Below are 21,247 nucleotides of genomic sequence, written 5' to 3'. Positions count from 1 at the left end.
AATTACAATTAATGGCAAATCGGATTTTGGGATTAATAATAATCAGCATACTGCTGATTATCATTGATATATATATTTACAGGGCTGTTCGGTCGGTTAGCTGGAAATGGAAGAATAACAAATACTTATCATTTACTTATATCTGGTGGGGCTATACCTTTTTACTGATAATAGGAGTATTTATCAGTATATTTTTTAATATTAAATTTCTCCTTCGATCCATCATATTGGTCGTCTTCTTTCTGACCTTTGTATCCAAAATATTTATACTTCCTTTTTTAATCACTGATGACCTTCGGAGGGGATTTATATGGATCAAAAGAAAGTTTAAAAGCAGAACTCGTGATGAGAAAAATGGGGATAAAATTAAGCAGGAAGCTATTCCCAGATCAGAATTTTTAATAAAAGCCGGAACACTTATTGCCGCATTACCGTTGGCATCTTTAACATATGGAGTTGTTTCCAGTGCGTATGACTATCGTATAAAACGAAAAACACTTTTTTTACCTAACCTTCCAAAAGCCTTTGATGGAATTACATTGGGACAGCTGTCTGACATCCATTCAGGAAGTTTCTATGATAGTAAGGCTGTACTTGGTGGAGTTGAAATGTTACTCAAAGAGAAACCTGACCTGATATTTTTCACAGGTGATCTGGTGAACAATTTAGCCTCAGAAATGAGGGATTATCAGGATATATTTTCAAAAGTAAAAGCTCCCCTGGGAGTTTACTCTGTTCTGGGAAATCATGATTACGGAGATTATTTATTCGGACAGGGTGGATCAAGTGCAAAATCTAAAAACCTGGCTGATGTTAAGATAACTCATAAGAACATGGGTTGGGATCTTCTGCTAAACGAGAACAGAAGAATAAAAATAGAAGGTGAAGAAATTGCAGTTCTCGGCATTGAAAACTGGGGGGTTGGGAGATTTGCAAAATACGGACAGATGGATAAGGCTATCAAAAATACAGATGATGTTCCGGTTAAACTACTTTTGTCGCATGACCCATCTCACTGGAGGGCTCAGGTACTTCCTGAATATCCTCAGATCGATGCCATGTTTAGCGGACACACCCATGGTATGCAATTTGGTATAGTTACAGAGAAATTTCAATGGAGTCCTGCGCAATATGTATATAAAGAATGGGCAGGACATTATAAGGATGGTGCTCAGCAATTGTACGTGAACGTTGGATACGGCTTCCTTGGCTATCCCGGACGCGTAGGAATGTTACCTGAAATTACGATATTTGAATTACGACGGGGCGATTCATGATCTGATCCCGGGTTCAAATATGAACAAATACCTTAGGCAAACTCTGGATTTTCTGTTATTCAGCAATATTTTCATTGCTATGTGCGCAGTTTCTCAGGGCATGGTTACTTATTGGCTCTTACAGGTAAAACCTCATGAGTATGTACTGGGGCTCTTATTCTGTTCCACACTGGCCCTCTATAATTTCAGTATTCTGATATCAAAACCCGACAAACCAGAGAATTCCGGATTTCGAAGAGTCAGATGGATATTTTCTCATTACCGGCTGATGATCACCCTGACAATCATTTCAGTTGTCGCAATAATCCCATTAAGTTTCTTTCTTAGTACATCATCCAGAATACTGCTGATAGGTTTAGGCTTAATTTCTGTTGCCTATAACCTACCCATTTTCACTATTCATGATAAACGATTTGGTCTGCGCAATATTCCGGGAGTCAAGCTGTTCATCATCGCCATGGTTTGGGCAGGAAGCTGTGTCCTCCTTCCAATTCTTGAAATAGATGGCAATAATGCTGCGTCAATTACAATAAATGAAACGATACTCTTATTTTCAAAGCGATTTCTTTTCATTGCAGCTATTACTGTTCCATTTGATATACGAGACCTCTTTCAGGATAAAAGCAATGAGCTAAAAACTATACCTGTGATTCTTGGTGAAAAGAAATCATTATTGATATGTCAGGGATTACTGGCGGCCTATATGTTTTTGTTATTTACCCTTACTGAAAAGATTGATAAAGATTTCTTCGCACTTAGCCTGACCATTATTTTATCAGGTTGGCTTATATTCAAATCGAAATGGAAGAAAAATGAATATTATTACTTTCTTTTTCTGGATGGAACAATGATCCTCCAATTTATTATGCTGCTTTTATTCAGTACTATTCCATTATGAAACCTGCATGAGCTTACCGCTCACAAACCGGAATGAATAAGCTCATGCAAGCTTCATAACCATTAAAAAACAAATTATATTCTGATGAAAAACATCAATATTATTTCCTTAAACATTCTTGGTAAAGCAGAATTATTGGTATCAGATCATCAGAAAGCGTTAACTGCGTTCAGAAAGAAAGCTATTCAAACTGAAGGTATTGAATTGGGACTTACAGGATTTGCAGGCGACATGGTAAAGGACACTAAACATCATGGCGGTAATGATAAGGCAATATGCTGCTATAATTCCGATCATTTTGCAAAATGGAAAAAAGAGCTGGGATTTGATCTGGAGCAGGGAGCATTTGGCGAGAACCTGACGCTGGAAGGTGAAAATGCGAATGAAAGCCATATTTACATAGGCGACCGGTATCAGTTAGGTGAAGCACTGGTAGAAGTATCAGAACCTCGCGGACCCTGCTATATGATCGGCATCAGGTATAACTACAAAAAATTTCCTGTTCACCTTCAAACTACGGGACTGACCGGCTATTATCTAAGAACAATCAAACCGGGGTTTGTTAGAATGACAGATAAGCTCATCCACATTAGTTCACACCCTGAAAAGATATCCGTAATGGACGTGAATCATGTACGTTATCACGATCCCGAAAATAAAGAATGGCTTCAGCGATTAATAAACCTACCGGAACTAACTGAGGAATGGCGGGTCATGTTTGAAAAAAAACTGATCAAATTATAATTCAAAGCAATAAGAAAATTGCTTTCAAAGTTTGATCATGAAATCTTCAAGAATAGGAGGTATTAATCGATCACAAACTTATAACCTACTCCACGCACTGTTTGCATATAGTGTGGGCGATCAGGATTACTTTCAATCTTCTTGCGCAGGCGAACAATATGCATATCGAGTGTACGGGTATTCACATCAGAGTTATACCCCCATACAACCATCATTAATTCATCACGATTTATTACCGTATTAGCATTCTTTAGAAAATAAAGCAGAATCCTGTTTTCCAGAATGGTAAGTTCTATCTTTTTCCCATCGCGCATTAAGGAATGCGTATTAGGATGATGTTCCATATTACCAAACTTGTAAACCTCAGACTTTTCGTTATTGATTACAAATTTTACTTTATTATCAATTAAGGCAACCAGTACGTCCATATTAAAGGGCTTGGTCACATAATCTGAAACTCCAAAGCTATAGGCATCAATTTTATCAATATCCTGTGACTTGGCTGTCATCATGATGATCAGATTGTCAAAACCAAGCTTACGTACATTTTGGCAAACCTCAGAACCTTGCTTAGTTGGCAACATCCAGTCGAGCAGCACAATATCCGGTTGCTCGGTCATGATCAACTCTTCTGCAAGCTGCCCATCAGAAGCATCCACAACTTTATAACCTTCAGCTTGCAGACGATGTACTACCAGGAATCTCAAATTCTCATCATCCTCAATAACGGCAATCTTAATTTCTTTTTGCATAATTATAAATCGTAAGGCAATTCTATTGTAAATTCAGATCCTTTGCCAACCACACTTTCCACTGATATTGTTCCATTCATAAATTTAACCAGTTCTTTACAGAAAGCCAAACCTAAACCAACGCTACCCTGCTGGTTATATTCATTTTGAACTCTGAAAAACTTTTTAAATATGTTAGTAAGATCTTTAGCAGGAATACCGATACCATGATCGGAAAATTTGAAAACTAACTGTTTTCTACTTTTGGCAATACTGATCTTTAAAATCTTATTGTCAGGCCTGGAATATTTGTAAGCATTGTCGATCAGATTCTGAAATATGCTTCCTAATAAAACAGGATCAGATTTAAAGTATTCAGCACCTTCAATATTACAGCTAATATCAAAATTAGGATATTTTAACTGATAACTGTCAATTAAATTTTGGCAGAAGACCTCCAGATTTATATTCTCTGGTTTAATTTTTATAGCCTTATTTTCAATCTGAGTAAATGAAAGCAATTTATTCATCAAATCATTAAGTTTATCTGCTTCTTCATCCAGTATCTTACCATAATGTAACCTTTCTTTATCGGAGAGATTGGAGGCACTCCTTATATTATTACCCGCGATCTTGATTACACTAACCGGAGTTTTAAACTCATGAGTCAGGTTATTTATAAAATCATACTGAAGCTTAAATAGTTTGCTATTGATATTCAGATTTCTAAAAATCAAATACGCAATTAATACGAGAACGAAATATGAAACAAATAAACCACCAGCAATAGGCATAAATCTGGTATTGATCTCCTTCCGCAAAAAATTTTTACTCGAACTGAAATACAATTTATAATCAGAAAAAGGACCCGATAAGGGAAGATCATTACTGATGATCTCTGAATTATTTTCAAGTGACTCATAAACCAGCGGTTTAATATTGATCGATTGATACAATTCAGGATTTGTATTCTTTATCTTCAGTTTTAGCGGATCCAGATAGAAGGAAAGCATATCCAATTCATAAACCGGCGATAAATTCTGTTCATTCGACATCAGGTCTTTATAGATCTTCAACTCTTCCCTTCTGGGAATGTTCATATAGGTGATCCTCTCAGACATTATACTATAAAAAACACTAAAACGATCAGAGTCATTCAGCGCACGCGTCGTATCTGCCGACTCAATAAACCCACTGAACTTGATTGCCATCTTGTTGAACTCATCGCCAGTCCTTAAGGAGAAAGTACTGGTTGGCTGATCATCTTTAAACAGTACTATTGAATCTTTATGGAGATTTCTGGCAAACTGGTACACTGCTTTGGGTCCTAAAGAAAAATTATTAACCCTTATTCCATCGGGGATATTATGATTACTTATTGCTGCATCATAAAAAACAACACGATCTACAAACTTGAATTTGCGAAATATGGTATCAATGTATTTTGCCGCTTGTGCAGAATCCAGATATCCCTGATAGAAAGAAATTTCAGGGATCTTATTTTGAAAAAAATCATTATAGGGCCTTACAGTTTCTTCCAGAACCTCAATTTTCTGAGAGGCGAAGTCATTTTCTACGTATTTGCTGGTGAGTTTATAGGCGAGATATAATGCACCTCCCAGGGCAGCTGTAATTAGAACCAGAAAAATTATAACCAGAGAAAAGTTTTTACGATAAGATTGCTGATACTCCTTCATTCCGTTACTTACGGCTAAGATTTTTATCAAGAAATATTTCGAGCTCTCTGTAAAACTCTAATCTGTTTTCAATATTTCTAAAAAAATGCCCTTCGTCTTCTTTTAAGATATAGGTGACCGGAACCTTTCTCTTTTTCAGTTCCTTTACAAACTGATTCGTTTCATTCATATTCACTCTTGGATCTCTGGCGCCCTGGGCAATTAATACCGGGACCTTGATCTTATCAGTATGAAAAACAGGCGAAACCGCTCTGAAGTAGTCAGCATCTGTTTCAGGATTTCCAACAGTTTCATAATACATCTGTTGATATGGCCTGAAATAGGGTGGAATATCTTTGAGATAAGTAAATAAGTTAGTAAAACCTGAATAGGATGCCCCGCACTGGTATAAATCCGGTCTTGAAATAAGACCATGAAGCGCTGAAAAACCACCAAAACTTGATCCATAAATGGCAATACGTGAAGAATCAGCAATCTGCTCTGAAATAAGCCAGCGAACGCCATCTGTAATATCATCCTGCATCTTTCCACCCCATTCTTTGAAACCTGCTATCCAAAATTTCTTACCATAACCTTTAGAACCTCTGAAATTAACCTGGAACACTGCATAACCTCTGTTCGCAAGAAACTGTACCTCAGAATTATAGCCCCAGCTATTTCTTGAATCAGGCCCGCCGTGAGGCATCACAACTACCGGAAGATTTTTCTTTGCTTTGCCCTTGGGAAGTGTTAAATAGCCATTTACTGTAAGTGAGTCTCTGGTTTTAAAACTGACAGGTTTCATCTCAGACATATCATCAACAGCCAGGGAAGAGTTAATATCACTTAATTTAACCAGTTTATTTTCACCAGGTGTATATTGATAAAATGAACCGGGATTTCGGTCAGTATAAGAACGGATAATGAATTTCCTTTCTGCCGAATCAGAACTGCTCACACGGATCTCTGTATTTGGGAGTAGCTTTTCAAGCTTATTGAACATGCTTTTGACAGTATCATCAAGATAGTGACGCTCCTTTTTCCAGGTTTCATATCCCGCATATATCAGTTTATCCTTATTTACAGAATATATTGCTTCAGATACATCTACCTCTGGATTACTGTAAATGGTTCGATGCTCTTTTCCACTTTTGCAATCCAATTCAACCAGTGCCATCTTATCACGATTCTGGTTTGATAAAGCATAAATACAACTATTATCTGCACTAAATGCTACAGGTAGAATGCTGGTTTTGAAATTATTTGTCAATACAGGATTCAATCTCTGATTCTCAACATCACGATATAATAAAGTTTCATTAACCCCGTCACTTGCTATTGCCATACGCAATTTACCAGCAGGATCAGAGTACCACTTAGTTATATTTCCTGGATTTTCAAGAAGTAAGGACAATTTCCCGGATTGAATATTTAATCTATAAGCATCGAAAACCGTAGAATCACGCCTGTTAAGAGCAACCAAAACCTGATCATCGTAAACCCTGCCCGTAGTAATTAACCTGATCTTTGCATTGTTAAATGGCAAAAGCTCCCTTTTGTTTGAACCGTCAATTTTTACCGCAAATAGTCCGGCATCTTTATCTTCAGGGCCACTCTTCAGATAAAGAATCTCATTATTGCTTGCCCAAAAATAATTTGAAATACTGCGGTTAGTATCGCATGTTAGCTGAGTGGTATTTTTCCCATCCCAGGTCTCTACATAAATATGAATGCGATTATTGTCTGGTTTCAGATAGGAAATAAATTTACCATCGGGGGAAACAAGAAAGGATGTTTTTATAGGCACACTGAAAAATTTCTCAAGTGGAATTTTCTCAACAGTGTCCTCAAAAGAACATGACACAAGTGTCAGCAATACAAATAAGAAAAAGTAATTTTTAAATACCGGCATTATCCACTACTATTTATTCAAATTTCGCTCAAAAAACTATAATACCCGCTTCATTGCAAAAAAATACAGATAAATGTTACAACTATAAAATATCAGAGGCTGTTTTGAAACTAATCTTTCAATGTAATAAATTCCTTTACAATCATAAAAAACTTATCGTAACATTTAAACTACAAGGACTATTTATTGCAAAACAATGAGCTGATCGGTCAGAACTTTAATTTGGACTTTCAGGCAAAATTAATTGCATTAGCCTTAACTTTATGAATTCGGAAAAATGAGTAACAACAAACAATTATGAAGAAAGTCATTCTTCTGCTTATACTGTTCATTTCATCTGCAGGACTAAAGGCTCAGCTAAGTTCAGAAGAAGCCCTGGCCATGCAATACTTTCAATCCGGAGATTTCGAAAAAGCTGCTTTACTGTATGAAAAACTATTCAACCGAACCAAAAACTCAAGCTATTACGATCCATATATAAACAGCTTGCTTAAGCTTAAACAATTTACGGAGGCTGAAAAACTCTCACGCAGCCTGCTAAAAAGCAATCCCGGCAATTTCACCTATTCAGTTGATATTGGTCGCATTTATCAGGAAAAAGGCGAACAGGAAAAAGCATCAGAATGGTTTAATACACTCATCAGGACCATGCCTGCCAATGAGTTTGCGATAAAGGATCTTGCGATAACATTTTATCGTGCTGAGGCGTATGATTTTTCAGTTAAAGCCTTCCTCACCGGCAGAAAGCTGCTTAATAAGGATAATGCCTTTACTTATGATCTGCTGAGTCTGTACCGGTTCCGAAAGGATAAAATAATGCTAATTCAGGAATATATCAATCTACTAAGTACAAATCCAGAGGCATTACCCCAGGCACAAAACGTACTGGGAAATATTCTGGAAAGCAAAGATGATTTCGATATGTTAAGATCATCGATTTTGCGCCGACTTCAAAAGGAGCCGCAAAGTATTGTCATGACAGAATTTTTAACCTGGCAATTTATTCAGCAAAAGGATTTCGACATGGCATTAAGGCAAACACTTGCTTTGGATCGCCGACTAAAAGAAGATGGAAGCAGGGTCTTTGAGCTATCCCGTTTGCTGGTATCAAATCAGGCATTTGATCAGGCAATTGAATCATTAAACTATCTGGTATCAAAAGGTGCTTCAGGCAGGTATTATCTTCCAGCCAAAATTGACCTGCTAAATGTAAAAACCAGACAGCTAACTTCTTTAAAGTTCAGTAAAGAAGATCTGATCACAATAGAAAATGATTTCAACTCTCTTCTGAATGAATTTGGAAGAAGCTCAGGAACAGCATTTGCAATACGTCAACTGGCAAATCTTCAGGCTTATTACCTTGAAAAACCTGCCGTAGCAGCCCAGCAGCTTCAGAAATTATTGGAACTCCCGGGATTACCACCTCATATTATCGGACAAACAAAATCAGAGCTTGGTGATATTTACATCCTTACCGGAGAGGTTTGGGAAGCAGCTCTTTTATATGGCCAAATTGAAAAAGCTTATGCAAATGAGCCCCTGGGACAGGAAGCAAGGTTTAAGAGTGCAAAATTAGCTTATTACCAGGGTGATTTTGTATGGGCAAAAGCACAACTTGATGTATTAAAAGGTTCTACCTCCCAATTGATAGCGAACGATGCACTAAACCTAAGTTTACTTATTTCAGATAATCTTCAAAGTGAAACTGATACTGCAGCACTTAAAAAGTATGCAGATGCTGATCTTATGATTTTTAAAAACCGATCGGATAAAGCATTGCTGATCCTGGATAGCATTAACGTACTCTATCCGGGAAACTCTCTGGCAGATGATATTTTGATGGCAAAATCAAAGATCTTCATAAAAAATAATACCCTTAATCAGGCCATTGATCAGCTTATGGGAATAATAGAAAATTATCCATCAGAATTATGGGGAGATGATGCAGTATTTATTCTGGCTGACATTTATGAAACAAGATTAAACCAGCCTGTTAAAGCTCTTGAACTGTATCAGAAAATAATAACTGATTTTCCTGGCAGTTTATATGTTATTGAGGCAAGAAAACGATTTCGTAAACTGCGAGGCGACAAGCTTGGATAAAGGCATACAGCCTTAAATTATAAATCCCTATTCCTATATTCGCAACATGATATTATATAATGTAACCATAATTCTGGATGATGAAATCCATAATGAGTGGTTGAATTGGATCAAGACAAAACAGATCCCGGATGTAATGAATACTGGATGTTTTGTATCTAACCGCATGCTAAAAGTAGTGGACTCCCCAAATGAAGGCGTTACCTATTGTATTCAGTATATTTCGGATTCATTAGAAAAACTGAACGAATTCCGACAAATACATGAGCGCTTAATTCAGGCCAGCACTCCTGAACAATTCAATAATAAACTTGTAGCATTCCAAACGGTAATGGATTTTATTGACAATCAATGAACTTTATAACAACAAAAATAAAGGGTCTTTTAATTGTAGAACCAAAGATCTGGAAAGATGACCGTGGTTATTTTTTTGAAAGCTATAATAAGAAATGCTTTGATGAGGCAGGTATTCATGTCGATTTCGTTCAGGATAATCAGTCTCTCTCGCAAAAAGGAACCTTAAGAGGTCTGCATGCACAGGCAGACCCTCATGCCCAGGGGAAACTTGTTCGTGTAATTCATGGAAGAGTTTTGGATGTTGCTGTTGATATAAGAAAGGATTCTGAAACTTATGGACAGCATTTGGCTATTGAGCTAAGCGGAGATACCAATCAGATGCTTTGGGTTCCGCCAGGATTTTTACATGGCTTCGTAACTCTTGAAAATGACACGATCTTTACTTATAAAGTTTCGGGGCTTTATAATAAATCATCTGAATTTGGCGTGCTTTGGAATGATCCTGAACTGAACATAGATTGGGTAATTTCACAAGATGAAATGATATTATCAGAAAAAGATCAAACTTTACCCCTATTTAAAGATCTTTCTTTTTAACAAAAAAGCCGGAGCAAAACTCCGGCAATACGCATAGCTTTAAATAAACACTACTTAATAAGATTATATAGTTCATCCAGCTTTGGAGACAATACGATCTCTATGCGTCTGTTACGGCTTCTGATATCTGCACTTGTGCCTTCCTCTATTGGCTGATATTCCCCTTTACCCGTGGCTGTTATTCTATTATGCTCTATCTTTTCAGTCTCTGTTAAGAATCTTACCACTGAGGTTGCCCTTAGTACACTTAGATCCCAATTATCCTTGATCTGTCCAAGGTTTACCACACGCTGATTATCCGTATGGCCCTCAACTGAGATATTGATTTCTGGCTGCGTTTTTAAGACTTTGGCAAGTTCCTGCAATGCAAGCTTCCCTTTATCATCAATGATTATGCTACCACTACTAAACAACAACTTATCTGTTAAAGAAACATAGACCTTTCCATTACGGATGTCCACACTTAGTCCACTCTGCTGAAATCCTAATAATGCCTTCTGCAGCTTGTTTTTAAGAGCATTTGTTGCTTCATCTCTTTTACGCAAGATATCTTCAACTTCCTTTAAACGGGCTTCACGCTTTTTCAAATCATCAGCAAGCTTCCGTATTTCAGAAGATGTATTTGAACGCAAGGAGGTATAACTATCATCCAGTCCTTTTAATTTTGATTCAAGATCAGAGATCCTGGCATTTAGTATTGCACTATCAGATCTTAAACTTACTATCTCGCCCTCCAATGTGCTTACCTTATTTTTTGAAGCTTCCCAGCCCAGAGATAGGGAGTCTTTCTGAGCTAATAAGGTATTTAACTTCTTAGGTGACATAACAACACAGGAAGCTAATAAGCTAACTAAGAAAAGAGCAAGAGCAGGGATAAATAATTTTCTCATACAAATAGTTTTATGAAATGGCATTCCTCAAAAATGCAATAAAGGGGTTCAACTTTGCAAATCCATTTACCACCTGTTCAACAGCACCAGAATTTGTAAGTTCTGCCCTGCTAAGCATATGGCTAAATGTAAAACTTTTTAGTTTCAGGTATTCTATTTCAGGATGATCTGAATCATAGCCCTTGGGACATGTTTTAAGTTTATATTCAGATTCGGGCTTCCCATAATACTTTATAAATGAAGGGTCTTCAATGATTGCCCGAAAGTCGCTCCCGTTATAATCAATTTCCTGTCTGATAGCCTTCAGAAGATCAGCTTCGGGCATCCAGCAGCCACCTGCTATGAAAGATCCTTCAGGATGTATATGCAAATAGTACCCCGGACCATTAAATTTCTTGCCGTTTTGTGAAAAACCAGCACCGAAATTACTCTTATAAGGAGTTTTTTCCTTGCTGAAACGAACATCCCTGTATATTCTCATTACACAGTCTTTTGGATCTAAGCCTGAAGGTATGGTATGGTCAAATTTAGACAGTCCTGTTATAACTTCACCTGCGAATTCAAGAACATTTGTACGAGCATCATCATGCCTCCCCTTATTTACAAGAAACCAGTCACGGTTATTATTCGCAGCTAAATCATTTAAAAAATTAAATGTTTCGGATTTTATCATCAGTATCGTATTCAGGGTTATACTTAATTTTAGGCGTTAATAAATGAAGTAGGAAAACCTTAGAATACCGGTAATTAACCGGGGTAAGTACTAAAATAGAAAGCAATATCGCTGTAATGTATAACCATGGGGATTTATCATTACCAGTTATCAGATAGGTTAGCAGACCCACGTTTAACATTTCACCTACAACAAAGGCATAACTTACATACATGGCGCCGTAAAAATAGCCAGGCTCAACTTCAAACCGCATACCGCAATGAGAACAATTTTCATTTGTTGTCTGAAGATTCAAGCCATATAGTGAACCGGAAAATATATTGCCCCTTCTGCATCGTGGACATTTTGCCTTCACTATAGCTTCAAATTTTGATGTTTTTGCCATAGAAGATAGGGATATTGAAAAATAAAAAAGGCTTAAAGAAACACGAACAGGAATCCTAATTCAAATTAATCTTGCTGTCCTTAATATTCATACTAACGCTTTTCCGTCTGTATTTCTTATACCAAAGAAATCCTACCCCAGCTATAGCCAGATAAGGTGCTGCCAGAAGATATAGAATACCATTGTTTAGTCCCTTACCTTCTGTATTACCATTTTGAACAGAATTTTCAGCATTTAGGGTACACATAGAGCATTGTGCAGATACTTCTAATGAACTCAGCGCAGAAAATATTAATATAAAGCCGACAAGAATTATTTTAAAAGTTCTCATACTACAAAGATAAGGTAAATCGAAATACAAACACATTTCTGTGAGAGAATCATCGGTTTTAAGTTCATGTCTGACGCTATTCAGACAAAGTATTTAAAACGTATAATAAGGTGATATCATCAGATAAACAATAACACCTGTAACTGTAACATATAACCAAATAGGATAGGTCCAGCGAACAAGTTTTTTATGAGCTGCAACCTGCATTTGAAGTCCCTTTTGAAAACTAAACAATACCAGCGGCAAAACCACAGCTGCAAGAATGATATGGCTTATGAGAATAAAATAATATACTGAACGGATAATTCCCTCTCCACCGTACGTGGTTTTAATACCGGTAGCATGAAAAATAATATAGGATACTAAAAATAGCGAAGACAAAATAAAAGTTAATATGTTTAGTTTCTTGTGGGTTGGAATATCCTTTCGTTTTATAAAATACAAAGAAAGCAGCAGCAGGATACTGCATGTACCATTAACCATTGCATTGAACTTCGGAAGGAAAAATACCCAGGATGGGATTGCAGATTTATCAGGAAAAATATTGAGAACATTACTCTGCAGAATAACCACAACAATTAAAACAAAAATAGAAACACCTGTTATTAGCCTTGCAATAAATTTATCATTCATACTCTTGTGTATAATAACTAGAAATTAACGATCCTTGATACTTCGTAATTCTTCTGTAATCAGGACTTTTATTTCATCAATCAGTAAATTAACCTGATCCTGTCCGCGACTGGAATCGTAATATCCTCTGATTCTCTTTTGCGGATCAATTAGGATAAGCATGGGACTGTGAATTATATTTTGCTTATTTGAAGTATCCTGAATAGCATCTACAAGGAAATCATTCTTAGCAATAGAGTAAATAAGCTCCTTATCGCCGGTCAGGAAATCCCACTTTTTATTTTCAGCAACAAAGGGCTTACTATATTCAGCTAGTACAGATGGGCTATCATTTTCAGGATCAACACTTATCGAAATAAATCGCATCAACCTGTTGTTGTTGTAGATCTTTGCAACCCGGGCCATCTCCTTATTCATTCCAAGACAAAAAACGGGACAACGGGTATAAAAGAAATTAACAACTGTGATTTGATTACTATCGGCCGGAAAACTTATGGAGTCAGAATTTTGATTCAGAAACTTAAAATCACGCACCACATGATAAATAGTATCCGGAATCTGTTTTCGACGTTTAATGTGGAAGGTTTTTGCTACCTGTTTCGTACCATAAATAGGTAAAGGACGATAGCGATTCTGGCCCTTTTCCTTTAGCAGATAATATAAAGTTCCTGGTACTGCCAAAAGTATCAGCAATACCAGGACCTTTTTTATAGGAAATGAGGGTAAACTCATTAATTCATTTGAACAAACTGGTAAGAGCCTTCAATTAGCATCAATACAATAAAATAGATGATGAAAATTAACGAAACAGTTATTCCAGTTTTCAGGGCAAATTTTTCAAACTTAAGGTGCATAAAATATGCAACTATGTAGAATGCCTTAACAAGCGTTAGAGCGATATAAGCAAAGTTACCAATTCCGTGTCCTATCAAACCCTTAGGTATCATGTAAAGAGCTATGAAGAATTCAACAGCTGTTATCCCTAATAGGTAAAAGAAGACCTGCCAGATCTTTTTCTTGGTCATTCCCTCATGCTCTGCTGCATGCTCATCGTGTGTGTGTTCTGCTGACATTATATATCGATTATCAGGATTTTAAACTAAATAGAAAAAAGTAAATACGAATACCCAAACAAGGTCTACAAAGTGCCAGTACAAACCAACTTTTTCAACCATCAGATAGCTTCCGCTTTTCTGGAAAACATTTCCGATTACCATTAACAGAATAATAATATTTATGACAACTCCGGTAAATACGTGAAAACCATGAAAGCCTGTAATCGTAAAGAAAAGGTTAGCAAATTGCAGTGCGCCAACCGTATCAACTCCGGTATAGGAGGCCGGGAAACTTCCCCACCAATATCCTTCATGATGCAGGTGTGACCACTCTAATGCCTGACATCCAAGGAACATCATTCCACCAATAATGGTAGCCACCATCCACCACACAACCTCTTTCTTTGAATTACGATGTCCGGCTTCTACAGCAAGCACCATAGTTACAGAGCTCATAATAAGGATAAAGGTCATGATACCCACAAAAACAAGCGGAAAACCATGATCTGCAATACCCGGTATAGATTGAAACACTACATCAGGGTCAGGCCAGCTAATTTTACTGAAGCGTTGGGCTCCATAATAGATTAGAAATGCTGAAAATGTAAATGCATCTGACAAAAGGAAAAACCACATCATCAGTTTTCCATATTCTACAGCAAAAGGCGACTTTCCGCCACTCCAGGCGTCAGTTTTTAATTCATCTAATTTTGATACAGTAGTACTCATTTAAACAATGGTATTTTGATTTATTATTGATTCAAAAGTAAGAAAACATATAGATAAATCCATAGGATATCTATAAAATGCCAAAAAATGGATGTCACTTCCATGCGAAAGATATTACGCACCTGTGGAATATTGCGAATTTTGCCTATCAGAGCATAAATCAACATAAATATACCAGCAATAATATGCAACAAATGCGCACCAGAAAACACGTAAATAAATGACTGGGAGGCATTATAGTTGACAAAATAAGCGCCCGATTCATACAAAACCTGCCATGCAGAAAATTGACTATAAAAGAATGCAATGGCAAGTAAAATAGTTAATGCGATGAAAAGCTTTTGCTTCCCAAATTGTAGTTTTTGTGCAGAGAGGTATGCCAAATGCATAGTAATGCTACTCACAATAATGATTAGTGTGCTATACATAAATGCTTTAGGCAGCAGAACCTTAATGCCACGTTCAGCATTACCTTCAGTATAAACAATAAATCCGCTCGTTAATGCTGCAAACATCATAAATGAAGAGATAATAAACAGCCACATTAAAAATTTTCTTGCTTTAAAATTCTGCCTATCCTCTACCTGTACATTTTTAATTTCCATAGTAATCTATTTTGCAATAAAGTCAAACAATAAAGCCAGCTGCAACAATGGCAGGTAAAAAAAAGACGTATACATCAGATTTTTGGCCGATGGAACATCTCTGTTCTTGTACAATAAAACAGCTTTCCATGTAAAGTATACTCCTGCAAGCAGAGCAATAACTAAATATATATTCCCACCGAAAGCCTGCCCATTAGGCGGCATCAGATATACTGTTGGCATCAGACTAACCGGTACCAGAATGATGGTAGTTAAAAGCGTAATAAAAGCACTGGTCTTATCCTGTTTTGTTGTAGGTAACAATCTGAATCCGGCTCTTTGATAATCTTCATCAAGCACCCAGGCAATGGCCCAGAAATGAGGGAATTGCCAAACAAATTGAATCAGAAAAAGAATTATTGGTATCCAGGATATTTCCGGTTCATTGAAAGCAGCAAAATAACCGATCAGAGGAGGAAAGGCACCTGGAAAAGCCCCAATAAAAACAGCAATTGGCGATTTTCTCTTCATTGGTGTATACACAAAGGCATATAAAAATATAGAGAGAACAGCCAATACGCCTGTTGGGAAATTAAGTCTAACCAACATTAAAGTTCCGGTAATACCCATTACAAGACTCAGTACCAGAGCTTGTCCGGTCGTCATTTTCCCTGATGGAATTGGGCGGTCCATAGTACGCCTCATTAACTTATCCAGATCCTTTTCAATAATTTCATTAAAACCATTGGCAGCACCTGTTACAAGAAAACCACCAATTGTAAGTATCATCCAATTGAACCAGTTAATATCTCCCTGAAACCTGCTTCCCATAAGAAAACAGATCGAGGCAGAAAATACCACTGTCATCGTAAGTCTTAACTTGATTAATTTATTGAAATCGGATATGAAATTCCTCACTCTATTTTCTATTTCACAAAATTAAAATATCTGATTTTACAATATTATACAAAAATTGTTCAGGCCAGATAAACTGCAAAAGTACTAAGGAAATATATTTAAATGCTATTCCCCCAAGATATATCATGTATTCTACCGTATAAATGATATTGAATCAACACTAATTATCGGAGATGAACGCAGCTACTCAAATCGACTATTAACCAGATAGCCATTCATTCAAAATGCAAATACGGAATCTACTTTAAATAAACAGGCAGTACGTTAATACTGCCTGTTTATACTATTGATATGTTTCTTAATTAAACTTGCTCTGTAGTTTTTGGCTCTTTCGCATGTTCTTTTTCCCACTCCTCCTGTATACGTTCAGCTTCAGGATTATCTTCAAAATCATGTTGAAGGTTAGAGCTCATTGTTTCAGAAAAAGGTGTGGTTTGAGGAATAAAGTCTGTATGATGACCAGGCTTGCTATAATCATATGGCCAGCGATAAACTGAAGGAATTTCTCCAGGCCAGTTACCATGCAAATGTTCTACAGGTGCGGTCCATTCCAATGTATTAGAATCCCAGGGATTCTGTGGTGATTTCTTACCATAAAACATTGAATAGAAGAAGTTCCATAAGAACGCAACCTGAGCAAGTGCTGAAATAATTGCTGCCCATGTAATGAAAACATTCACAGTTAACCATTCCTTCATAAATGCAAATTCAGTAAAAGCATAGTAACGGCGAGGAACTCCGTCAATACCCATAAAGTGCATTGGGAAGAACACCAGGTAAGCACCAATAAAAGTTAACCAGAAATGCAGGAACCCTAAACGCTCATCCATCATACGTCCGAACATTTTTGGATACCAGTGGTAAACACCGCAAAGCATTCCAAAAATTGCAGCACAACCCATAACCAGGTGAAAGTGAGCAACTACAAAATATGTATCATGAAGATTTATATCCAGAGCAGCATTTCCTAAGAAGATACCGGTAAGACCACCGGAAATAAAGAATGAAACCAAACCAATAGCAAATAACATCGCTGGTGTAAATCTCAGGTTACCTCTCCAGATCGTAGCCAGGTAATTAAAGGTCTTTACCGCTGAAGGAACTGCAATTATCAAGGTAGTGATCATGAACACACCACCAAGGAATGGATTCATACCAGTAACGAACATATGGTGCCCCCAAACAATGAAGGAAAGAACTGTAATACCAATCAGTGAATAAACCATTGCATGGTAACCAAATATAGGTTTCCTTGAATTCGTAGCAATTACTTCCGAAGTGATACCCAAAGCAGGCATAATTACAATATAAACCTCAGGGTGACCCAGGAACCAGAATAAATGTTGCCATAATACTGGGCTACCACCTTGATTAGGAAGAATCTGACCAGCTACAACAATATCAGAAAGATAAAAGCTAGTACCAAAACTACGGTCAAATATTAAAAGGACAACTGCAGAAACTAATACAGGGAAAGATAAAACACCAACAATTGCAGTTAAGAAGAATGCCCAGATGGTCAAAGGCATTTTCCACATATCCATACCTTTGGTACGCATGTTCAGAATTGTTGAAATATAGTTCAGTGCTCCTATTAGTGATGATGCAACAAATGCGACCATACTAATAAGCCACAAAGTCATACCTGTTCCTGATCCACTGATAGCTTTAGGTAAAGCAGACAAAGGAGGATAGACCGTCCAGCCTGAACTTGCAGGTCCGCTTTCAACAAAGAATGAGGCCATCATAATAGTACAGGCAGTAAAGAATAGCCAGTATGAAAGCATGTTAAGGAATGGTGAGGCCATATCTCTGGCACCCAATTGTAATGGAATTAAAAGGTTACTAAACGTTCCGCTAAGTCCGGCAGTTAACACAAAGAATACCATCATTGTTCCGTGTATGGTAACAATAGCCAGATAAAAATCTGGTTTTATACGTCCTCCTTCAGCCCACTTTTCTCCAAGAAATGTTTCCAGTAAAGGAAAACTTTTATCAGGCCATGCTAATTGAAGCCTGAAAAGAATAGATAATACCATTGCCACAACAGCCATAACTATTCCTGTTATCAGAAATTGTTTGGCAATCATTTTATGATCCTGGCTAAAGATATATTTTGTTAAAAATGTTTCTTTATGATGTCCATGATCATGACCGTGATCATCGTGTTGGTGAAGTACAGCTGAATCGTGTGTTGCAGTGCTTGCCATAATTATTTTATAATAGTATTAGTATTTAAAGCAATTTTATTGTTTTCTTCAGTAGATTTTTTCTCAACCAGCTGAAGTTCTTTTTTAACGTCATCATTGTAATAAAGTGCCTGTTTAGCAATCCATGTAGCATATTCAGCTTCAGAAACAACAGTAACTTTAGCTTGCATGTTATAATGTCCAGCTCCACAAATTTTAGCACAAAGAAGAACATAATCATATTCCGGATTATTCCGTTTCTCTCTCATTTGAGCAGTTGTCAAACGTGGAGTGAACTGGAAGTAAGTAGGCATACCCGGAACCGCGTTCATTTGAACTCTGAAGTCTGGCAGGTAGAAACTATGAAGTACATCTTTAGAACCAATTGTAAAACGAACCGGCTTATTAACCGGAATAACAATTTCGCTTACAAGCTTATCATCCCAGCTTTTTTGATCTTTAAAATCAATTCCTAAACCGTTGGTTGGTGTAGTCAATTTATAATTACGCTTACCAACTTCGTTGTCGGCTCCGGCATATCTTAAGCTCCATTTAAACTGCTCGCCTGTAACCTCAATATTGATCGCTTTCTTCTGATCTTCAGGAGAGACATTAGTAATACTTCTCCAGGTAAAGAATCCCAGCAATACAAGAACAGTTAATACTATGGCCGGAATAATTGTCCAGATCCTTTCCAATGAATTATTGTGAGGATAGAAGTAAGCCTTCCTGTTTTCAGAACCTCTGTATTTAAACGAGAATCCAAAAAGAGCTATATGGGTAAGAAGAAATACAATTGTAGTTAGTATCAGGGTGATATTGAACATGAAATCGATATCAAGACCATGAACTGAGGCAGATTCATGCATACTCATCGGGCCCTGAACTGAGTAAGACCAGTAAACACCGTAAATTCCAGCGAATAAAGATAGTCCCAGTAAAACACCATGGATCCTTCTGCTATCAAACTTGGATTTCTGTCCCTGCATCTCACGGCTTATTTCATAAACCTTAAGAATTTTTCCAATGATCGCTACAAAAATGCAGAGAAGGAAAAACATAAGCAGATAATAAGAAGCAGAGCGATAGGCTTCAGAATAATCCTTAGTCTCTGCAACTGGTTGCATGTTCTTGTAACGGGCAACAGTATCAACAGCAGTACTGATCAATGGTACAGACGATGGAGATAACTCTGATACAGCTGATTTTGCCGCAGTATCGATCGCAGCTGTAGTTGAACTAACTGTAGAGTCCTGCACCTGGGCAAATAATGTATTTGCCATTACAGTAAGAGTGCATATGACTAGCAATGCAGCTACAGTTCTGATATTAAAAATTTCTCTTAACCTCATTTTATTCGTAGTATTTTCTTTTTGCTATTAAGAACTGTGTTTAAATCTGGTGATTAATACTCTCCTCTAAGAAAGGATGATTAGTTGACACCAAAGATCTTTTACTTATTTGGTTTAGTGTAAGGAATGTAAACAATCCTACAAAACCTACTGCTATTCCAATTTCAATTATTCCGAAGCCTCTATGTGATTCAACTGTACCAGGCATGATCATCATGTAGTAATCTAACCAGTGTCCGCACAATAGCAAGATACAAACGAACATCATTCTATTCATTTGACGCTTTGAATCTCTGGCCATCAAAATTAAGAGTGGAGCCAAAAAGTTAATTATTATGTTTAACCAGAACCATGGAAGGTATTCAGGTTCCCAACGCTTGTAAAAATAAACAGTTTCCTCCGGCATGTTAGCATAATAAATCAGCAGGAACTGAGAAAACCAGATATAGGTCCAGAATATTGAGAAGGCAAATATAAATTTACCAAGGTCATGTAAATGATTTTCGTTAACCCATGACAAATAGCCGGCTTTTTTCATCAGGATCACGATAAGTGTGATCACACATAAACCGCTTACCCACATGGCAGCAAAGTTATACCAGCCGAACATGGTAGAGAACCAATGAGCTTCTAATGACATGATCGTATCAAAAGCCCATATTGGAGTTGTAAAGCCAAAAACAATCAGGAAAATTGCAGACCATTTAAAGCTCTTATCATAGAAAACTAAACCGCCTTCCAATTCTTCACGCTGAGAGTATTTTGCGAATAACCATGCAAAGAAACTATAAGCACCAAGAAATAAAACAAGTCTTGTTAAAAAGAATGGCACATTTAGAAAGCCTGCTTTACCTGCGATAAGTTTATCATAATTAGGGCTGGCGGGATCTGTTAATCCTTCACCATTCCAGTGATGATATAAGTTATGCGTCATTAGACCGGCAGCACAAACAACAATAAGGATTAGAGATGCTATAGGAAGCACTCTTGACATCGCTTGTGGTATTCTTATCAATCCCGTTGCCCATCCAGCCTGCGCTACATATTGCAAAGCAATAAAGAACAAACCGGTTGCACAAACACAAGTAAAGTAATAAGCCATTAAAAGCAGATTGGCGAAAGTACGCTCCTGCTGTCCTGTAACAAAACCAAAGGCTATAGCAAGAATTCCAACCACTATTGCTATTAAAGTCCAGGTTTTTAATTTTCCCGAAAATGTAAATTGTTCAGTGAAATTATGAGTATGATTATGATTTCCCATCTGGTTTTAGCA

At 37.0% G+C, this 21,247-nt stretch carries 22 protein-coding genes; 6 read left to right on the top strand and 16 right to left on the bottom strand.

What is annotated here, in order from left to right:
* Positions 1-11 precede the first annotated feature (11 nt).
* The 3 genes from BLR27_RS11320 (at position 12) to BLR27_RS11310 (ending at position 2,919) form a co-directional block, all read left to right on the top strand.
* Positions 12-1,277: a metallophosphoesterase gene (locus tag BLR27_RS11320; protein ID WP_090704962.1), complete on the top strand. Its 1,266-nt coding sequence runs from the start codon at positions 12-14 to the stop codon at positions 1,275-1,277.
* 19 nt (positions 1,278-1,296) lie between these two features.
* The gene (locus tag BLR27_RS11315; protein WP_090704960.1) at positions 1,297-2,175 is read left to right on the top strand and encodes a UbiA family prenyltransferase; all 879 of its coding nucleotides are present in this window, start codon (positions 1,297-1,299) and stop codon (positions 2,173-2,175) included.
* An 84-nt stretch (positions 2,176-2,259) separates the two neighbouring features.
* Entirely contained in the window at positions 2,260-2,919 is a 660-nt protein-coding gene (locus BLR27_RS11310; RefSeq protein WP_090704958.1) for an MOSC domain-containing protein, read from the top strand.
* Positions 2,920-2,981: 62 nt separating this feature from the next.
* Here BLR27_RS11310 and BLR27_RS11305 read toward each other — a convergent pair whose 3' ends face one another.
* Genes BLR27_RS11305 through BLR27_RS11295 form a run of 3 tightly spaced genes read right to left on the bottom strand, consistent with a single transcriptional unit; the run spans position 2,982 to position 7,238 of the window.
* Positions 2,982-3,671 carry a response regulator transcription factor gene (locus BLR27_RS11305; RefSeq protein WP_090704957.1) on the bottom strand — a complete coding sequence of 230 codons (690 nt, stop codon included), beginning with the start codon at positions 3,669-3,671 and terminating at the stop codon, positions 2,982-2,984.
* 2 nt (positions 3,672-3,673) lie between these two features.
* Positions 3,674-5,377: a sensor histidine kinase gene (locus tag BLR27_RS11300; RefSeq protein WP_317040472.1), complete on the bottom strand. Its 1,704-nt coding sequence runs from the start codon at positions 5,375-5,377 to the stop codon at positions 3,674-3,676.
* Complete coding sequence (locus BLR27_RS11295) at positions 5,352-7,238, bottom strand: S9 family peptidase (RefSeq protein ID WP_090704955.1); 1,887 nt, start codon at positions 7,236-7,238, stop codon at positions 5,352-5,354. The genes BLR27_RS11300 and BLR27_RS11295 overlap by 26 nt, the downstream gene beginning before the upstream one ends.
* 297 nt (positions 7,239-7,535) lie before the next feature.
* Here BLR27_RS11295 and BLR27_RS11290 point away from each other — a divergent pair, with 297 nt between their 5' ends.
* From BLR27_RS11290 to rfbC, 3 genes are read left to right on the top strand one after another with little or no spacing between them, the layout of a single operon-like run.
* Positions 7,536-9,341, top strand: a complete 1,806-nt coding sequence (locus tag BLR27_RS11290; RefSeq protein ID WP_090704953.1) for a tetratricopeptide repeat protein — start codon at positions 7,536-7,538, stop codon at positions 9,339-9,341.
* Between the two features lie 46 nt (positions 9,342-9,387).
* Complete coding sequence (locus BLR27_RS11285) at positions 9,388-9,696, top strand: DUF4286 family protein (RefSeq protein ID WP_090704952.1); 309 nt, start codon at positions 9,388-9,390, stop codon at positions 9,694-9,696.
* Positions 9,693-10,235, top strand: coding sequence for a dTDP-4-dehydrorhamnose 3,5-epimerase (gene rfbC, locus BLR27_RS11280; protein ID WP_090704950.1), 543 nt, complete (start codon positions 9,693-9,695; stop codon positions 10,233-10,235). The genes BLR27_RS11285 and rfbC overlap by 4 nt, the downstream gene beginning before the upstream one ends.
* A gap of 50 nt (positions 10,236-10,285) precedes the next feature.
* Here rfbC and BLR27_RS11275 read toward each other — a convergent pair whose 3' ends face one another.
* The 13 genes from BLR27_RS11275 to BLR27_RS11215 form a co-directional block, all read right to left on the bottom strand.
* Positions 10,286-11,125 (bottom strand): OmpA family protein, encoded by an 840-nt coding sequence (locus tag BLR27_RS11275; RefSeq protein WP_090705035.1) that lies wholly within the window; start codon positions 11,123-11,125, stop codon positions 10,286-10,288.
* A gap of 10 nt (positions 11,126-11,135) precedes the next feature.
* Positions 11,136-11,798, bottom strand: a complete 663-nt coding sequence (locus BLR27_RS11270; protein ID WP_090704948.1) for a DUF2461 domain-containing protein — start codon at positions 11,796-11,798, stop codon at positions 11,136-11,138.
* Positions 11,776-12,183: a DUF983 domain-containing protein gene (locus tag BLR27_RS11265; protein WP_090704947.1), complete on the bottom strand. Its 408-nt coding sequence runs from the start codon at positions 12,181-12,183 to the stop codon at positions 11,776-11,778. The genes BLR27_RS11270 and BLR27_RS11265 overlap by 23 nt, the downstream gene beginning before the upstream one ends.
* 55 nt (positions 12,184-12,238) lie before the next feature.
* Positions 12,239-12,514: a hypothetical protein gene (locus BLR27_RS11260; protein WP_176767682.1), complete on the bottom strand. Its 276-nt coding sequence runs from the start codon at positions 12,512-12,514 to the stop codon at positions 12,239-12,241.
* 93 nt (positions 12,515-12,607) lie between these two features.
* Positions 12,608-13,147 carry a DUF420 domain-containing protein gene (locus BLR27_RS11255; RefSeq protein ID WP_176767681.1) on the bottom strand — a complete coding sequence of 180 codons (540 nt, stop codon included), beginning with the start codon at positions 13,145-13,147 and terminating at the stop codon, positions 12,608-12,610.
* A 24-nt stretch (positions 13,148-13,171) separates the two neighbouring features.
* Positions 13,172-13,879 (bottom strand): SCO family protein, encoded by a 708-nt coding sequence (locus tag BLR27_RS11250; protein WP_090704944.1) that lies wholly within the window; start codon positions 13,877-13,879, stop codon positions 13,172-13,174.
* On the bottom strand, positions 13,879-14,220 hold the full coding sequence (locus tag BLR27_RS11245) for a cytochrome C oxidase subunit IV family protein (RefSeq protein WP_090704942.1): 342 nt from the start codon (positions 14,218-14,220) through the stop codon (positions 13,879-13,881). Before BLR27_RS11245 ends, BLR27_RS11250 begins: the two co-directional genes overlap by 1 nt.
* A 21-nt stretch (positions 14,221-14,241) precedes the next feature.
* A complete protein-coding gene (locus tag BLR27_RS11240) occupies positions 14,242-14,931 on the bottom strand; it encodes a cytochrome c oxidase subunit 3 (RefSeq protein ID WP_090704941.1) in 690 nt (229 codons plus the stop codon).
* Between the two features lie 23 nt (positions 14,932-14,954).
* Positions 14,955-15,536 (bottom strand): cytochrome c oxidase subunit 3, encoded by a 582-nt coding sequence (locus BLR27_RS11235; protein ID WP_176767680.1) that lies wholly within the window; start codon positions 15,534-15,536, stop codon positions 14,955-14,957.
* 6 nt (positions 15,537-15,542) lie between these two features.
* Complete coding sequence (gene cyoE, locus BLR27_RS11230) at positions 15,543-16,433, bottom strand: heme o synthase (RefSeq protein ID WP_090704938.1); 891 nt, start codon at positions 16,431-16,433, stop codon at positions 15,543-15,545.
* A gap of 302 nt (positions 16,434-16,735) precedes the next feature.
* Complete coding sequence (locus tag BLR27_RS11225) at positions 16,736-18,643, bottom strand: cytochrome c oxidase subunit I (RefSeq protein WP_090704937.1); 1,908 nt, start codon at positions 18,641-18,643, stop codon at positions 16,736-16,738.
* A gap of 2 nt (positions 18,644-18,645) precedes the next feature.
* Positions 18,646-19,974 carry a cytochrome c oxidase subunit II gene (locus tag BLR27_RS11220; protein WP_090704936.1) on the bottom strand — a complete coding sequence of 443 codons (1,329 nt, stop codon included), beginning with the start codon at positions 19,972-19,974 and terminating at the stop codon, positions 18,646-18,648.
* A 40-nt stretch (positions 19,975-20,014) separates the two neighbouring features.
* Complete coding sequence (locus BLR27_RS11215) at positions 20,015-21,235, bottom strand: quinol:cytochrome C oxidoreductase (RefSeq protein WP_090704934.1); 1,221 nt, start codon at positions 21,233-21,235, stop codon at positions 20,015-20,017.
* Positions 21,236-21,247 lie beyond the last annotated feature (12 nt).

Origin of the sequence: Daejeonella rubra, assembly GCF_900103545.1 — a bacterium.
Taxonomy (GTDB): Bacteria; Bacteroidota; Bacteroidia; order Sphingobacteriales; family Sphingobacteriaceae; genus Daejeonella; species Daejeonella rubra.
The sequence above is the reverse complement of the archived record's forward strand: the minus strand, read 5'-3'. Positions and strand labels throughout refer to the sequence as shown.

Coding starts and splice junctions, on each gene's coding strand:
- BLR27_RS11320 (WP_090704962.1), top strand. CDS start 12: ATGGCAAATCGGATTTTGGGATTAATAATAATCAGCATACTGCTGATT.
- BLR27_RS11315 (WP_090704960.1), top strand. CDS start 1,297: ATGAACAAATACCTTAGGCAAACTCTGGATTTTCTGTTATTCAGCAAT.
- BLR27_RS11310 (WP_090704958.1), top strand. CDS start 2,260: ATGAAAAACATCAATATTATTTCCTTAAACATTCTTGGTAAAGCAGAA.
- BLR27_RS11305 (WP_090704957.1), bottom strand. CDS start 3,671: ATGCAAAAAGAAATTAAGATTGCCGTTATTGAGGATGATGAGAATTTG.
- BLR27_RS11295 (WP_090704955.1), bottom strand. CDS start 7,238: ATGCCGGTATTTAAAAATTACTTTTTCTTATTTGTATTGCTGACACTT.
- BLR27_RS11290 (WP_090704953.1), top strand. CDS start 7,536: ATGAAGAAAGTCATTCTTCTGCTTATACTGTTCATTTCATCTGCAGGA.
- BLR27_RS11285 (WP_090704952.1), top strand. CDS start 9,388: ATGATATTATATAATGTAACCATAATTCTGGATGATGAAATCCATAAT.
- rfbC (WP_090704950.1), top strand. CDS start 9,693: ATGAACTTTATAACAACAAAAATAAAGGGTCTTTTAATTGTAGAACCA.
- BLR27_RS11275 (WP_090705035.1), bottom strand. CDS start 11,125: ATGAGAAAATTATTTATCCCTGCTCTTGCTCTTTTCTTAGTTAGCTTA.
- BLR27_RS11270 (WP_090704948.1), bottom strand. CDS start 11,798: ATGATAAAATCCGAAACATTTAATTTTTTAAATGATTTAGCTGCGAAT.
- BLR27_RS11265 (WP_090704947.1), bottom strand. CDS start 12,183: ATGGCAAAAACATCAAAATTTGAAGCTATAGTGAAGGCAAAATGTCCA.
- BLR27_RS11260 (WP_176767682.1), bottom strand. CDS start 12,514: ATGAGAACTTTTAAAATAATTCTTGTCGGCTTTATATTAATATTTTCT.
- BLR27_RS11255 (WP_176767681.1), bottom strand. CDS start 13,147: ATGAATGATAAATTTATTGCAAGGCTAATAACAGGTGTTTCTATTTTT.
- BLR27_RS11250 (WP_090704944.1), bottom strand. CDS start 13,879: ATGAGTTTACCCTCATTTCCTATAAAAAAGGTCCTGGTATTGCTGATA.
- BLR27_RS11245 (WP_090704942.1), bottom strand. CDS start 14,220: ATGTCAGCAGAACACACACACGATGAGCATGCAGCAGAGCATGAGGGA.
- BLR27_RS11240 (WP_090704941.1), bottom strand. CDS start 14,931: ATGAGTACTACTGTATCAAAATTAGATGAATTAAAAACTGACGCCTGG.
- BLR27_RS11235 (WP_176767680.1), bottom strand. CDS start 15,536: ATGGAAATTAAAAATGTACAGGTAGAGGATAGGCAGAATTTTAAAGCA.
- BLR27_RS11225 (WP_090704937.1), bottom strand. CDS start 18,643: ATGGCAAGCACTGCAACACACGATTCAGCTGTACTTCACCAACACGAT.
- BLR27_RS11220 (WP_090704936.1), bottom strand. CDS start 19,974: ATGAGGTTAAGAGAAATTTTTAATATCAGAACTGTAGCTGCATTGCTA.
- BLR27_RS11215 (WP_090704934.1), bottom strand. CDS start 21,235: ATGGGAAATCATAATCATACTCATAATTTCACTGAACAATTTACATTT.